11 protein-coding genes are annotated in these 14,857 nt (G+C 69.6%); 6 read left to right on the forward strand and 5 right to left on the reverse strand.

All coding sequences use genetic code 11. The features are described 5' to 3' along the window. The first annotated feature begins 58 nt into the window (after positions 1 to 58). Positions 59 to 1,861, forward strand: coding sequence for an alpha/beta hydrolase (locus ACEI37_RS06010; protein WP_373375872.1), 1,803 nt, complete (start codon positions 59 to 61; stop codon positions 1,859 to 1,861). A gap of 912 nt (positions 1,862 to 2,773) precedes the next feature. Here ACEI37_RS06010 and ACEI37_RS06015 read toward each other — a convergent pair. The 4 genes from ACEI37_RS06015 to ACEI37_RS06030 form a co-directional block, all read right to left on the reverse strand. Continuing rightward, positions 2,774 to 5,023, reverse strand: coding sequence for a polysaccharide biosynthesis tyrosine autokinase (locus ACEI37_RS06015; RefSeq protein WP_373375873.1), 2,250 nt, complete (start codon positions 5,021 to 5,023; stop codon positions 2,774 to 2,776). After that, the gene (locus ACEI37_RS06020) at positions 5,020 to 5,523 is read right to left on the reverse strand and encodes a low molecular weight protein-tyrosine-phosphatase (protein WP_373375874.1); all 504 of its coding nucleotides are present in this window, start codon (positions 5,521 to 5,523) and stop codon (positions 5,020 to 5,022) included. The genes ACEI37_RS06015 and ACEI37_RS06020 overlap by 4 nt, the downstream gene beginning before the upstream one ends. A 3-nt stretch (positions 5,524 to 5,526) precedes the next feature. Further along, positions 5,527 to 6,570, reverse strand: a complete 1,044-nt coding sequence (locus ACEI37_RS06025; RefSeq protein ID WP_373377722.1) for a polysaccharide biosynthesis/export family protein — start codon at positions 6,568 to 6,570, stop codon at positions 5,527 to 5,529. A 307-nt stretch (positions 6,571 to 6,877) separates the two neighbouring features. After that, the gene (locus ACEI37_RS06030) at positions 6,878 to 7,432 is read right to left on the reverse strand and encodes a putative colanic acid biosynthesis acetyltransferase (RefSeq protein WP_373375875.1); all 555 of its coding nucleotides are present in this window, start codon (positions 7,430 to 7,432) and stop codon (positions 6,878 to 6,880) included. 236 nt (positions 7,433 to 7,668) lie between these two features. On the opposite strand from ACEI37_RS06030, the gene ACEI37_RS06035 reads away from it, so the two are divergent. After that, positions 7,669 to 8,793, forward strand: a complete 1,125-nt coding sequence (locus ACEI37_RS06035; RefSeq protein ID WP_373375876.1) for a glycosyltransferase family 4 protein — start codon at positions 7,669 to 7,671, stop codon at positions 8,791 to 8,793. On the opposite strand, the gene ACEI37_RS06040 is transcribed toward ACEI37_RS06035, so the two are convergent. Further along, entirely contained in the window at positions 8,790 to 9,515 is a 726-nt protein-coding gene (locus tag ACEI37_RS06040; protein ID WP_373375877.1) for a polysaccharide deacetylase family protein, read from the reverse strand. The two genes, ACEI37_RS06035 and ACEI37_RS06040, sit on opposite strands and share 4 nt — an antisense overlap. Before the next feature lie 271 nt (positions 9,516 to 9,786). On the opposite strand from ACEI37_RS06040, the gene ACEI37_RS06045 reads away from it, so the two are divergent. Genes ACEI37_RS06045 through ACEI37_RS06060 form a run of 4 tightly spaced genes read left to right on the forward strand, consistent with a single transcriptional unit; the run spans position 9,787 to position 14,814 of the window. After that, positions 9,787 to 10,995: a glycosyltransferase gene (locus tag ACEI37_RS06045; protein ID WP_373375878.1), complete on the forward strand. Its 1,209-nt coding sequence runs from the start codon at positions 9,787 to 9,789 to the stop codon at positions 10,993 to 10,995. After that, entirely contained in the window at positions 10,992 to 12,257 is a 1,266-nt protein-coding gene (locus ACEI37_RS06050; protein ID WP_373375879.1) for a hypothetical protein, read from the forward strand. The genes ACEI37_RS06045 and ACEI37_RS06050 overlap by 4 nt, the downstream gene beginning before the upstream one ends. Beyond that, entirely contained in the window at positions 12,254 to 13,444 is a 1,191-nt protein-coding gene (locus ACEI37_RS06055) for a glycosyltransferase family 4 protein (RefSeq protein WP_115682089.1), read from the forward strand. Before ACEI37_RS06050 ends, ACEI37_RS06055 begins: the two co-directional genes overlap by 4 nt. Continuing rightward, a complete protein-coding gene (locus ACEI37_RS06060; RefSeq protein WP_373375880.1) occupies positions 13,438 to 14,814 on the forward strand; it encodes a hypothetical protein in 1,377 nt (458 codons plus the stop codon). The genes ACEI37_RS06055 and ACEI37_RS06060 overlap by 7 nt, the downstream gene beginning before the upstream one ends. Positions 14,815 to 14,857: the final 43 nt, after the last annotated feature.

A 14,857-nucleotide genomic window follows, 5' to 3' on the forward strand; every position in this document is an offset into this window, starting at 1 on the left:
GGCTCCACCGGCTCGGCGGCTGGCCATCCGCTCGCCAGGAGGCGACATGAGGCGGCTTATGTTTGAAGGCTGTGCCGGCTGGCTGCACGAGGCACAAGGAAAGACCGGGGTGGTACTGTGCGCCCCCCTGGGCCACGAGGCCATGTGGTCGCACCGGGCATGGCGGCATCTTGCCGACGATCTCGCCGCGGCCGGCATGCCGGTGCTGCGTTTCGACTATCCCTGCACCGGCGATTCCGCCGGCGCCTGCGACGCGCCGCATTTCCTCGGCCGCGCCGCCTCGAGCATCGTCGCCGCGGCCGCGCAGCTGCGCGCGCTGGCCGGCGTGGAGCGCATCGTGCTGTGCGGGCTGCGCGCCGGCGCCAGCCTTGCGGTGCAGGCCGCCGAGGCGATGCGTTCGCACCCGGCATGGCAGGGCGGCGTTGCCGCGCTGGTGCTGCTCGCGCCCGTGGTCAATGGCCGTGCCTACCTGCGCGAGCTGCGCGCGCTGCATCTGAACTGGCTCAACAGCGTCGGGCCGTCCGAAACCCCGCCACCGCCGCCGGCCGGCGCGCTCGACGTGCTGGCCTTCCGCTTCAGCGCCGACACGGTGCGCGACCTCGACGCGCTGCGGCTCGACCGTGGCACCAACTGCCCCGCGCCGCGCGTGCTGGTGCTCGACCCCTGGCCGGGCTCAGCGTCCGCGGCCGGTGCGCTGGCGCAGTACTACACCGAAGGCGGCGCGAAGGTCGATGCGGCCGCGTTTCCCGACTACGCCGACATGATGCAATCGGCCGAGTTTGCCGGGGTGCCGGCGCAGACGTGGCGGCAGCTGGTGCAGTGGCTGGCGCCGATACCTGCCGCGCTGCCGGCGGCACGTCGGCACATGTCCGGCATGGTGCGGGCGGCGTCCCAGCGCGTAGCCGTCGATGGCGTGGTCGAAGAATCGGTCTGGCTCGGCGCGCGCCGCCAGTTCGGCATCCTTTGCATGCCGGGCGACGCGGCGCCCGCGCCAGTCGCGGTGATCTTCCCGAATACCGGCGGCAACCACCATGTCGGCGATGGCCGCATGTTCGTCACGCTGTCACGCCGGCTGGCAAAGATGGGCGTGGTCTCGCTGCGGCTGGACGTGTCGGCGCTCGGCGACAGCCCGCGCGCGCCACGCAGCATGAGCATCTCCGCGATCTACTCGCCCGGGCCGCGCGCCGACGTGAGCGCCGCGGTCGACTGGATGCGCGCGCGCGGTTACCGCTGCATCGTGCTGGCCGGCGTGTGCTCCGGCGCCTTCCTGAGCCTGCACGCCGCCCTGGCCAATCCCGGCGTGAACGGCCTGGTGCTGGCCAACCTGGTGAAATTCCGCTGGGACCGCGCCGATGACCGCAGCGGGGGCAAGGGCGCGCGCTCGTGGCAGGGCTGGCTGTCGGCCGCGCGCCGTGGCGGCAACTGGCAACGGATGTTGCAGGGCGAGGTGAGGGTCGGCCCGCTCGCCGCGGCCATGGCGCGCCATGCCTACCGGCACGCTACCGAGCGCGTGGCGTTCCGCTTGACGCGGCTGCGCGGTGGCGAAGATCTGGCGTCAGCCACGGCTTACGCGCGGGCCGCGATGCGCAGCCTGAATGAGCGCGGGGTGCGGACTGAGATGCTGTATGGGTCGGAGGACATGGGGCTCGAAGAGGCTCAGCTGCGCTTTGGCAGAGATCTGGAAGCCCTCGCGGCGTTCACGCATATCACCGTGCATCGGCATGGGTGTATGGATCATGCGTTGTTTCTGGCGGGGGGGAGGCAGGTGTTTTGCGACCAGGTGGTCAAGCATGTGGTGGCGAGATTGGAGGCGATGGACGCGGCGGGGGAGGGGGTGTTGCGGGGGGCTAAGGTGTGTTGAAGGGTTTTCGGTTGGGCGGTGTTGGTGACATGCTGTCGGCTTTTGAACCGCGTGGTTCCGCCCTCCTGGGCGGGTCACTTTTTGGCCGAGCGCCAAAAAGTAACCAAAAAGCGCGTCGCCTGTGCGGCTGGCAATCAATTCCGCGGCGTTGGTGGTTCGGGCGGTGGTGATTTCCCTTTGGCGTGGGTGGCCGTTCGATCCTGCTAACGCTATGTGAGTCAGGGACGGTGCCTGCGATCACCCACTATTGAACGATCCCAACAGGGTGTAGGCAGCCTGCTGCGGGCGATATCTCGGGGACGCCTGCGGCTGCTGCGCAGGCTCAATATGCGCTGACGGTGTTTGGGCGTTTTCGCGTAGCTCAGGCAAAGGCGTTGATGGGGTATCGGCAGATTGCCTGGGTCACCGCTCTGCATGGGCACGACTTCGTTGAGGCTCCCGCCCTCTCCCCCGCCCCTCTCCCGCAAGCGGGAGAGGGGAGCAAACCAGCGGAAGGCGAAAATCCTTTGGGCTCGCCCACGACAACGCGTGCGAGCGCAGCGACGCACTCCGTGCGAGAGCAGCAGACCTGAGATCGGGAGCGCGCGCAGCGCAGCCGAAGGCGTCCCACCAATAACGCGCTTAGCAGGCGGCCACCGACCTAAAGTCGGGTTCGTCCATCCGACCCCCAACGCCAGGCACATCCAGGTAGCGTCAGCAGGGTCGAACCACCAACCGCTTTGCCGGAAGTCACCACCGTTCGAACCCCCAACGCCGCCTTAGCCAGCCGCTTAGGCGACGCGTTTTTTGGTTACTTTTTGGCGCTCGGCCAAAAAGTGACCCGCCCAGCAGGGCGGAACCACGCGGTTCAAACGCCGACAGCATGTCACCAACAGCGCCCAACTCAAAAGGGAGCGGCAAAACGACCACACCTCATGCCCTCTTAGAACTAGCCCCCCCATACTGATTCATATACCGATACTTCCCAAAGTGATAATGCGCCCGATACCACCGCCCCTCCACCTTCAGGCCATTGAAAATCACCCCCTTGATATCACTCCCCGCCTGCACGATCGCGCGCCGCGTGGCCTTGAGTTCTGATGCCGTACTGGCATCGGCCCGCGCCACCAGGAACACGGCGCCGGCCTTGGTCGCCAGTACGCCGGCGTCGGAGGTGGCCAGCACCGGCGGGGTATCGAGCAGCACCACGTCGTAGCGGTTCCTGAGCGTGGCCAGCAGCGTATCCATGCCGCGCGTCTGCAGCAGGTCGGCGGCCAGCGGCGGTTCCGAGCCGGTGGCGATGAAGTCCAGTCCCGGCACCACGTCGCGCTGCAGCACCTGCTCCAGCGGCGTGCCGGTGAGCAGCTCGGTAAGCCCCGGCACGCGCGGCTTGCCGAAATGGTGGTTGAGCCCGCCGCGCCGCAGGTCGGCGTCGACCAGCACCACGCGGCGCCCGGCGGTGGCCAGCACCGTGGCAAAGTTGGCCGAGATGAACGACTTGCCCACTTCGGGCGCCGGCCCGGTGATCACCACCACGTTGTTGCTGTCGCTGTTAAGCAGTGCAAACTGCAGCGAGGTGCGGAAGCTGCGCAGGCTTTCCACCGCCGGATCGTCCGGCATGCGCCTGGCGAGCAGCTTGTCGATATCGGGCCCGCCGCGCAGGCGCGACTGCGCCGCGCTGTAGGGCACCGTCGCATACACCGTCATGCCGGTCTCGCGCTCGATCTCGTCCGCATCGGCGACGCCGCCGTCGAACAGCCGGCGCAGCACCACCACCGCAGTGCCGGCCAGCAGGCCCAGCAGCACCGAGGCCGCGGCAATCAGCTTGCGGTTGGGCTTGACCGGGCGGATCGGAACCTCGGCCGGGTCCACCAGGCGCGCCGTGCCGATCTTGCTGGCCTTGACCAGCCTGAGCTGCTGCACGTCGTTCAGCAGCGACTGGTACATCTCGGTGCTGACCCGGACGTCGCGCATCAGCCGCAGCACGTTCTGCTCGATATCCGGCAGGCGCTGGATCTTGCCGCCGACGGTGCCGATCTCGGCGTTCACGTCGGCGATCTGCTTGTCCATGATCTCGATCGCCGGATGGTTGGGCGTGAAGCGCGCGATCAGTTCCTGGCGCCGCTGGCGCAGGTCGGCCAGCTTGGTCTGGGCAGCCACGGACTGCGCCAGCACCAGCCGCGATTCCTCGTTCAGGTCGATGGTGCCGCGCTGGTTGCGCATGGCGTTGTAGCGCGACTCGGCGCTTTCCAGCTGCTGCTTGAGCTGCGGCAGCTGCGCTTCCAGGAAGGCCAGCGACTTCTCGGCCTCGGCAGCCTTGCGGCGCAGGTTCTGCTCGACATACTCGTTGCCGATCTCGTTCAGGATGGCGGCAGTCTTCTCGGCCGAAGTGCCCTCCAGCGCGACGCCGATCACGCCGCTCTGCTTGCCGCGCTCGGTGATCATCAGCTTGCTCTGCAGGTCGGCAATGGCCACTGCGCGCGGCACGCGCGAGACATGGAACACCGCGCCGGGGCGGCCTTCGAGCTGGCTCACCTCGATGGTGACCTTGCCGCTGTTGGTCGCCACCGTCAGCGGCACGCCGACGCGGCCTTCGGCGACGGCATTGTCGCTGGCGAAGCCCACCCGGTACTTGTCGTTGCCAAGCGCGGTCACCGTGATCAGCCGGCGCTCCATTGCCGGCGGCACTTCCAGGCGCGAGACCGCGATCGCTTCGCTGCCCCACGCATAGCCGCCCCGGCCGAACAGGCCCGGCTGCGACAGCTCGCGGTTGAAGCCGGCCACGGCCGCGCCCACCACCGGCAAGTAGTACGGCGACGCGGATATGTCCAGCTGCAGCGCGTCGACGGCCTTGCCGACTACCATGCGCGAGCGCAGCAGCTCGATCTCGGTCGAAGGGGCGGGCCTGGCGTCGTAGACCGGCGACACCGTGGCGGTGGGCTTGTTGGTGTTGTTGACGCTGCCGCTGTTCAGGTCTTCCACCTGCACCAGGATATCGGCGCGGTAGACCGGCTTGGACAGCAACGCGAACAGCAGCCCGACCGCCATCACCGCCGCGGCGACCGCGAGGAAGGTCCAGCGGTAACGGATCAGCACGTCGACATACGAGGTCAGGTCCGACGACGTCTCATCGCCCTCCGGGGCCTGGGCCTCGTAGTCACGCAGGTTCTTGATGTTGCTCATGTTGCCTCCCCGTAGCGGGTTGCCTGTGCTTCGGATTGAATCTGTGCCGTCCATGCCTGCACGCCTTCGCGGATCAGCCCCAGCACGATCAGGAACATCGCCTGCGAGCCGCCGTAGGGATCGGGAATATCCGCCTGCGCCGCCTCGCACAGGCGGAAGGTCTTGCCGCGCGCGCGCGGGAAGCGCTGCTCCAGCCATTCGCGCTGCTCGCTGTCCATCACCAGCACCAGGTCGGCGCCGTCGACCATGTCGTCGTCGAGTTCGCGCGCGCGATGCGCGGCCAGGTCCAGCCCGTCCTTGGCCAGCAGCCGGATCACGCGCGGATCGGCACCGGCGCCGACCGGCGGTGCCAGCCCGGCGGAGCTGATGCGACAGTCGGGCAAGGCCTGGCGCAGCAGGTCGGCGGCCATCGGGCTGCGGCAGCGGTTGCCCAGGCACACCACCAGGATCGAGCGGATCATCGCGGCTTCATCGGAGATCAGTAGCGGCGCCTGCACCATGGCTCACGGCCGCGTAGTGAGGCTGTTGACGCCCACCAGCGGGCTGACCAGCAGGCTCATGACACGGCTCCACCGCACCACTTCGCGCGCGTCCACGTAGACCACGTCCTTGGGCTCCAGCTCGAAGCCTTCGGCGATCGCCAGCGCCACCGGCGAGGTACCGTCGAGGTGGAACACCTTGGGGGCATCGTTGGCGGTCTTGCGGATCACGTAGATCTGCTCGGCGTTGGCGGAGTTGGGGTTCACGCCGCCGGCATCGCCCAGCGCCTCGTTCAGCGTCATGCGCCCGTTGCGCATCAGCAGCGAGGTCGGGCGGACCACTTCGCCGGTGACGAAGACCTTGCTGTCCTCGCGCTGCTCGACGCGCACGATGTCGCCCGAGCGCAGCAGGATGCGCGACGGGTCGACGCCCTTGGCCAGCATCGCCGGGATATTCACGTACCAGCTGCGTTCGCCCCGGGTCACGCGCACGCGGCTGTTGTCGCCGGTGTTGTTGAGCACGCCACCGGCGCGGTTGAGCGCCTCGACCAGCGTCATCGGCGCGTCGTCGATGGCGAGCATGCCGGGCGTGCGCACCTCGCCGTCGACATAGACGCGCTGGCTGCGGAAGCCCAGCACGCGCACCGTCATCTGCGGATTGCGCACCACGCGCGAGAGCACGCGCGCCATTTCATCGCGAACCTGGTTAGCGGTCTTGCCCGAGACCTTCATCACGCCGGCATACGGGAACTGGATGTCCCCATTGGGGCTGACCACATAGCCCGGCATGTTGGAACCGCCGGTGGAGGCCGGCACCTCGAAGCCGGCGCCGATGCTGTAGGTCTGCGTCGGGAACACCAGTTCGGGGTGGTCCCATACCACCACCGAGATGATGTCGCCGGGGCCGATCACATAGGGCTTGGGCGTAGCGAACAGTTCTTCGACGCGGTCATTGGTGGGCTTGCTCTTGGCGCGCAGCTCGCGCACCAGGTCCATGGTGATCGGCGTGATGTCCGGCTTCGCGTCCGGGCCGACGGCATCGACGTTCGCGCTAGGGCTGAAATGCATCCCCGGCGATGCGGCGCAGCCGCCCAGCAGCAGGGCGGCGCCGAGCACGGCGCACAGGCCTGGCAGCGAGCGACGGCGCGAACGGCGGGTGCGATCGGTAGGGCAAGCGGTGCGGCATTGAATGGTTTCCACGACATTGCTCCTGCACATTAGGCTGGGCCCGCGCTGGGACGGCAGGCCCCTGATGCTCCCAGCCTAGGGCGGTGGGTAGGGTGAATCGGTGCGCTCTCGCACACTGCCGCGGGCGCCTTGGGTGGCCTGCCGCGCACTGGTCGAATGCGCCGCGGGCATGCAGTCCGGTGCTGACTCATGGCTGCGGACGGCGCTGGCCGATGGGCCGGGCGGGCGTGCCGCCATACACCGTCCATGCATCGCGCAGCGGTTTGGTGACCACCGTGCGCGGCGCAATCACCGCGCCTTCGGGCAAGGTCACGCCCGGCGAGATGAACGCTTCGGCGCACACCCACACATGGCGCTCCAGCGTGATCGGCGACGCGATCAGCTGGAAGGTTTCACTGTTGTAATCGTGCGAGCCCGTGCACAGGTGCGAGCCTTGTGACACGATGGCGTAGTCGCCGAGCGTGATCGGACTGATGTTGTAGAGGGTCACGCCGTCGGCGACGGCGGTGTGCTCGCCCATCACCAGGTTCCACGGTGCCCAGATCCGTGCCGCGGGGTAGACTCGAGCATCGTGGCCAAGGCGCGCGCCGAACAGCCGCAGCAACGCGGCGCGCCAGGCATGCATCGGGCGCAGGCTGGGGCGGAACAGCCACAGCCATACCCAGTTCCATAGCTGCCGGCGCACACGGTTGGACAGCGAAAACGACGGGCCGGAGGTGCGGTGGGTGTGCTGAATGATCATACGGAGCGTCTCCGGGACGACGGACATTGCCGCGATGCTCGCGCGAAGCCGCCCCGCGCATCGGTGCGCCGCGCCACAGAAGCCGGGCGGGAAGCTTGCGGACTTGCCGCGGCCGCCATCACGCTCCACACAGGTGCGTCAGCGCACGGAACGGCACCCGGTGCTGGCGCATGCTGCAGGCAGGACACCGCCTGCACAGACCTGCCTGCACGCGGTGCGACCGGAGCCATGACGCGATGATGCATCCCTTGCAGCTGCGCGAGACCCCTGCGCCGCTGCCCAGCATCCTGATCTACAGCGCCCCCTTCCATCCGTTGATCGGCGGCATGGAGCGCTTCGCCGAGGAGCTGGCGAGGGGGCTGGCGGAACTGGGCTATCCGGTCGAAGTGGCCACGCGCACGCCGGCCGCGCCGGGCGACGCCACGACTTTCCCGTTCGCCGTGACGCGGGTCCGCGGCAAGCTGCAGCTGGCGCGCGCCATGCTGCGCCACCGGCGCGTGCTGTTCGTCGGCCTCACCTTCTACGACGTGATGCTGGCCAGCGCGCTGCGCCGCCGCATCGTGCTGACGCACCATGGCCCCTACGTGGTCCACGGCCACACGCGCGGCACCTGGACCGGTGCGATCAAGCGCTGGCTGTCGCGCTTCTACGACGGCATCTGCGTCAGCCACTACCTGGCCGGCTGGCTGCCGGGCCAGCCGCTGGTGATCCACAACGGCTATCGCGACGAACTATTCGCAGGGGTGCCCCCCGCTGACGCGCGGCCGCCGGGAAGCTTCATCTTCGTCGGCCGGCTGGTGTCGGAGAAGGGCGTGGACCTGCTGGTGCGCAGCTTCGCGCGCCTGCACGCGCGCCACCCGCATGCGCGCCTCACCATCGTTGGCGACGGGCCCGAGCGCGCAGCCCTGGCGCGGCTCGCCGACGAGCTAGGCTGCGCGGGCGCGGTGCACTTTGCCGGCTGCCAGTGCGCCCCCGGCGTGGCGGCGCTGCTGGGCCGGCATCGATGCCTGGTGGCGCCGTCGCTGGGCTTCGAGTCGTTTGGCATCGTCGCGCTGGAAGGCCTGGCAGCCGGCTGCGAAGTGATCGTCAGCCAGCGCGGCGGCCTGCCCGAAGCGGTTGGCGACTTCGGCTGGGTGGTCGAGCCGGCGCTCGAGCCGCTGCATGCGGCCATGGCCGCGGTGCTGGCCGGCGCGTCACGCCGGGACGAAGCCGGCACGCGCCAGTTCCTGCACGAGCACGAACGCAAGGCGGTGGCGCAGCGCTATGCCGAGGCCATCGCGCGCTTCACGCAGCATCCGAGCGAGCCGCACGAGCCCGTACCGTTCAACACCGAGCAGCAGGGTTCCGAAGCAGGCCGCTAAGCTTCGCGCCAGCGGTCCTCGTGCGCGGTCAGGCATTTGCGCAGGAAGCCCAGCATGCCGGTGGCGCAATAGACGCTGACGCGGGGCAGGCCGAACGGGTCGTCGCTGGCGCGCGCCAGGCCGCGTGCGGTAATGGTGGCGTTGGCGTAGCCGGCTTCGCGCACCATTTCCCGGTGCGCGGCATCCTGGCTGCCGTAGGGATAGCAGAAGGCCGTCACCGGCACGCCGAGCCACTGTTCCAGCTCATCCTTGGACGCGGCGATCTGCCGGCGCGCCTCGTGCGGCGCCATGCGGCGCAGGTCGACATGGTCCAGCGTATGCGAGCCGACTTCATGCCCGCGCTGGTGCCATGCGCGCATCTGCGCCACGCTCATCAGCGCCGCGGGGCGGATGCCCAGGTCGCGGTCCCAGACGTTGCTGCCCGAAAGCTGGCGCGACACAAAGTAATTCGTGGCGGTGAAGCCGAGCGCATCCAGCGCGGGCATGGCGTGCTCGAACACATTGCGGAACCCGTCGTCGAAGGTGATGCCGAACACCTTGCCGCTGCGCTCGCCGTGCAGGTACGGCATCAGGTCGCGCATGCTCAGGCCGCGATAGCCAAGCCAGTGCATCAGCCGCATCTGGCGGCGAAAGCGCGCGGGCGGCACCCACAGCCCGCGCCCGGGCGAGCGGCGTGGCGGCGGCGCGTCGATCTGGTGGTACATCAGGATCGGAATCGGCATGGCAGGGACCAGGTGCGCGCCATGCAAATGGCGCCGGTGCAGGCCATTCTGGTGCGCTGCGGGGGCTGGCTCGGTGCGCTGGTCCACATTGGCCTGGCGGCGCCGGCACTGACCCGCGCGGGTGTGTGGCAGCGAACAGAGGCCGCGGGCGCGCTGGCTCATGCTGCGGGCACGAGGACGTATGGCCCCGCTTGCCAATGGCGCCAGCCGGGGGACCAGTGCCAGGCACACAGCGGGCACGACGCGCGGATTCCGGAGATCGCCCTGCACCATGAGATTGCTGCACGTCATACCCTCCATCGACCCCGCCGGGGGCGGGCCCATCGAAGGCATCCGCCAATTGCGCCAGCCGCTGCGCGAACGCGGCGCCGAGATCGACGTCTGCTGCGGCGATGCACCCGATGCACCGTTCGTGCTCGCCAGCGAGATGAACGTGGTCGCGCTGGGTCCGACCTCGACCAAATACGGCTTCAACCCCAGGATGCTGGCGTGGCTGCGCGCCCATGCGGCCGACTACGACGCGGTGCTGGTCGAAGGCCTGTGGCAGTTCCATTCGCTCGCCACCTGCCTCGCGCTGCGCGGCAGCGAGGTGCCGTACTTTGTCTATACCCACGGCATGCTGGATCCGTGGTTCCGCGAGCGCTATCCGCTCAAGCACGTCAAGAAGAGCCTGTACTGGCTGCTGGGTGAGTACTGGGTGCTGCGCGGCGCGCGCGCGGTGCTGTTCACCTGCGAGGAAGAGCAGCGGCGTTCGCGCAACGCGTTCTGGCCCTATCGCTGCCGCGAGCTGGTGGCCGGGTACGGCACCGCGCAGCCGCCCACCGCGGCCGTGCCGTTGCGCGAGGCGTTTTTCACTGCGTTTCCGGCATTGCGCGGCAAGCGCATCGTGCTGTTCCTCGGCCGGATCCATGAAAAGAAGGGCTGCGACCTGCTGGTCGAAGCCTTTGCCGGCGTGGCCGCCGCCGATCCGCGGCTGCAGCTGGTGCTGGCGGGGCCGGTGGAGGCGGCGCTGCGCGAGCGGCTGGCGCGCCAGGCCGAAAGCCAGGGGCTGGCGCAGCGGCTCGGCTGGACCGGCATGCTGTCGGGTGACCTGAAGTGGGGCGCCTATCACGCGGCCGAAGTCTTTACCCTGCCGTCGCACCAGGAGAACTTTGGCGTGGCCGTGGCCGAGGCGCTGGGCTGCGGCGTGCCGGTGCTGATTTCGGACAAGGTCAATATCTGGCGCGAGATCGTTGCCGATGGCGCCGGACTGGCGGGCGCCGATACCGTCGAAGGCACGCGCGCGTGCCTGCGCCAGTGGCTGCAGTCCGATCCCGGCGCGCAGGCGCGCATGCGGGTGCAGGCGCAAGCCTGCTTCCAGCGACGCTTCGAGGTGCGCCAGAGCGCGCAGCGGCTGCTGGACATCCTGGGCGAGCGGCCGGTGCTGGCGCCTGCCGCGGATGCAGCTGCCCACAGCGCCACGCGGGGCGGCACCCCATGAAAGCGCTGCGCATCTTCGTCTTCGCGGTGCTGTCGCAGGGGCTCGGCGCCATCACCGGCCTGCTGCTGGCGCACTGGCTCAGCGTCGGCGACTACGCGATCTATACCGTCACCGGCGCCATCGTCGGCGCCATGTCGATCGTCACCAAGGGCGGCATCCATTTCGGCCTGAATGCCATCCTGGGGCGCACCTGGCCCGACCGCGAGCGCGCGGCGCAGGCCACGCGCGCCGCGCTGGCGCAGCGCAAGCGCATCTCGGCCTTCCTGCTGCCGCCGCTGCTGATCGTCGCCGGGGTGCTGATGTACCGCAACCACGCATCGCTGGCGTTGATCGCGGCGTTGCTGCTGACGCTGCTGACGATGTGGTATTTCGACATGCAATCGCGCGTGGTGGACCAGGTGCTGCTGTTCGCCAACCGCGCGCCGGCGCTGCAGGCGCTCGATGCCGGCCTGTCGGGCGCGCGGCTGCTGCTGTCATGGGGCGTCTACGTGCTGGGGCTGCAGAGCGCGCTGGCTGCCAGCCTGGTCAATACGCTCTTCGCCGGCCTGCGCGTGCCGTTCGTGCGCCGCTGGCTGCGGCGCGAGCTGCCGGCGCAGGCGGTCGAGCCGGTGGCCGAGGACCAGCGTTCGATCCGCGCCATCACGCGCCGCCAGATTCCCATGGACGCGTTCTACTGCCTGCAGTCGCAGTTCGCCTTCGCCATCGTCGCGTTCTACGGCGCGGTCAGCCAGACCGCGGCAATCGGCGCGCTGTCGCGCATCGGCCAGCTGCTGGTGCCGGTCAGCATCGTGGTGGGCGCGTATGTCGTGCCGCGCTTCGCGCAGGCGCGCGAACACGTGCTGCGCCAGTACCTGGGCTGGCTGTTGCTGGGTTCGCTGCCGGCCGGCACGCTGGTGCTGCTGGCCTGGTTGTGGCCCGAGCTGCTGCTGCGCCTGGTGGGGGCCAACTACGCCGGCCTGACCTCCGAGCTGCTGATCGCCTGCCTCGGCGCCGGCGCCTACAGCATTGCCGGCGTGGCCTGGGAACTGCTGGCCAACCGCGGCCTGAACCACTTCAACTACATGCAGGTGCCGGTGGTGGTCGCCTGGTGCCTGGTCGCGCCCCACCTGCTCGACCTGTCCACGCTGCGCGGCGTGCTGTGGTTCGAGGCCGGCCTGGCTTCCGGGCTTGGCGCCGCGGTGCTGTGCGAGCTGGCGGGCGCGATCCGCGCCGGGCGGCTGCTGCCGCCCCCGGTGCTGAGCGTCGACGGGGGCCGCCCATGAAGGTCCTGGTCACCCATCCCGGCCTGCAGCATTCGCACCAGATGGCGCAGGCGCTCCACGAACAGGGGCTGCTGTGCCAGTACTGGTCGGGCGTGCCGGTGCGCGGGCCGGGCGAGCCGGTGCCGTGGTGGCTGCCGCCCGCGCTCGGCGCCAAGGTGCGCGAGGTAGGCATCCCGCGGGCCTTGCGCCGCCATCCGCTGTGCTTTCCGGCCATGCTCAAGGTGGGGCTGCATCGCCGCGTCGGCCTCCACCGCTATCTGCGCATGTCGCAGTCGGCCTATGCGCACCGCGTGTTCCACCTGTTCGATGCATGGGCGGCGCGGCGTGTCGAGGCGCTGCGCCCCGACGTGGTGGTGGCCTACGAGAACTCGGCGATGCAGACCTTCGAGGCGGCGCGCCGGATCGGCGCGCGCTGCGTGCTCGACGCGCCGGCGGTGCATCGCGCCACGGCGGCGGCCCTGCTGGGACTGCAGCCCGACCCGTACCTGGCCTGCATCGACGCGCGCAAGGACCGCGAGGTGGAGCTGGCGGATCTGGTCATCACCTGCTCCGAATTCGCCGCGCAGACCTATGCGCAGGCCGGCGTGCCGGACGCCAAGCTCAGGCCGATCCTGCTCGGCGCCAGCCTGCCCGGCAACGTGCAGCGCCGGCGCACGCGCGCCGGCACGCGCTTCCTGTACGCCGGCGGCCTGACCACGCTCAAGGCGGTCGACCTGCTGCAACAGGCCTTTGCCATGGTGCGCGCGCGCGTGCCCGAGGCCGAGCTCGCGGTGGCCGGCGGCGGTGCCGAGCCCGCGCTGGCCGCGGCCCTGGCGTCGACGCCCGGAGTCACGCTGCTCGGCGCGCTGCCGCAGCCGGCGCTGTACCAGGAACTGGCCGACGCCGATTGCCTGGTGCTGCCGTCGCGCTTCGATTCGTTCGGCATGGTGGTGGCCGAGGCGCTCGCCTGCGGCACGCCGGCGCTGGTGTCGGAGCGGGTCGGGGCCAAGGAGATCCTGCAGGAATTCCCGCGCGCGGGCTGGGTCGTCCAGGTCAGCGCGCAATCCTTGTATGACCGCATGCTGGAGCTTGCCACGGTGCGCGCCAGCCTGGACGAGGCGCGCCCGTACGCGAGCCTGGCCGGGGAGAAGTACACCTGGGCCAGGTATCGCCGCGCCGCGGTCGCAACCATCGCGACGCTATGCTGAGCCACTCCGCCGCACCCCTGGCGCCGCCGGCGCGCGCGCGCATCCGCCGGCAGGCCCGCACCACCTTCGGCACGGTGTTCCTGCTGGTGTTCCTGGTGGCCGTCCTGGAAGGCGCGGCGCGCAAGTGGATAGCGGGTTCCCTGAGCCTGCCGCTGGTGCTGCTGCGCGACCTGCTGGCGGTCTATGGCATCTACTACGCGATGCGCTATGGCGGCTTCACGCCGGCGCGGCCGGCGATGCGGCTACTGCTGCTGTGGAGCGCGCTGGTGCTGGCGTGGGGGCTGGTGCAGACCATCGCCGGCGACGGCACCCTCGCCATCATGCTGGTCGGGCTGCGCTTCTGGCTGCTCTATGTGTGGTTCGGCGTGGCCGCGGCGCTGCTGCTCGAGCCCGAGGACGTTGCCGCGATTTGCAAGACCACGCTGGTGCTGATGGTGCTGATGGCGCCGCTGGTGGTGATGCAGCACTTCCTGCCGCCCGGCAGCTTCCTGAACCGGCAGGTCGACGGCGACGAAGACCGGGTCTTCATGATGGTCGGCGACATCGTGCGCACCACCGGCACCTTCTCGTTCACGCTGGGCTACACCACCTTCCTGGCGATTACCATGCCGATCGCATTGCAATACGTGCTCGGCGGTGACGGCAAGCGGCACTGGCTGTATGCCCTGGTGGTGCTGGGCAGCCTGCTGGTCAGCGTGCTGGTGAGCGGTTCGCGCGCCACCGTGCTGCTGCTGCCGGGCCTGTTCGCGGTGGCAGCGCTGTGCACCCTGATGTTCGGGCGCGGCGTGGCCAAGCGCCGCGTGCTGGTCTGGGTCGGCGTGGCGTTGCTGATCGGGGCGGTGGGCATGGCCGTGTTCAGCGCGTCCGTCGAAAGCACGGTGCAGCGCTTCCACGACGCCGCGGAAGACGAAGACTTCGGCGACCGTGTCGGCACCATGTTCCTGGGCGAGAGCGAGGCCTATGCCAGGCCGACCCTGCTGGGCGCGGGGCTCGGGCGCGGCAGCAACCTGGCCAGCTACCTCGAGCGCGGCGAAATCACCTTCATGCTGTCCGAGACCGAAACCGGGCGCACCATCGAGGAGGCCGGCCTGCTCGGCTACCTGTACGTGGCGCTGAAGTTCGCCGTGTGCGTGGCCGGCATGTGGCTTGCGATCGGCGCGGCGCGCCGCAGCGGCAACTGCTTTGCCATCCTGCTGTGGCTGGTGAGCACGCTGTGCCTGCTGACGTGGTCGCTGATCGGCCAGCTGACCGCCAACGTGCTGGGCTTTCTCTTTGTCGGCTTCACCATGGCGGTCACGCGGCTGGAGCGGCAGGGGCGGTTGACGGGCGCGAACAAGCCGGCGCGCCCGCGGCGACGACACGCGCGCTAGCGGCGGGCGGCGGGCCACGCACCATCTGGCATCCACACCGGGC

Origin of the sequence: Cupriavidus nantongensis (genome assembly GCF_041726985.1) — a bacterium.
GTDB classification, from domain to species: domain Bacteria; phylum Pseudomonadota; class Gammaproteobacteria; order Burkholderiales; family Burkholderiaceae; genus Cupriavidus; species Cupriavidus nantongensis_A.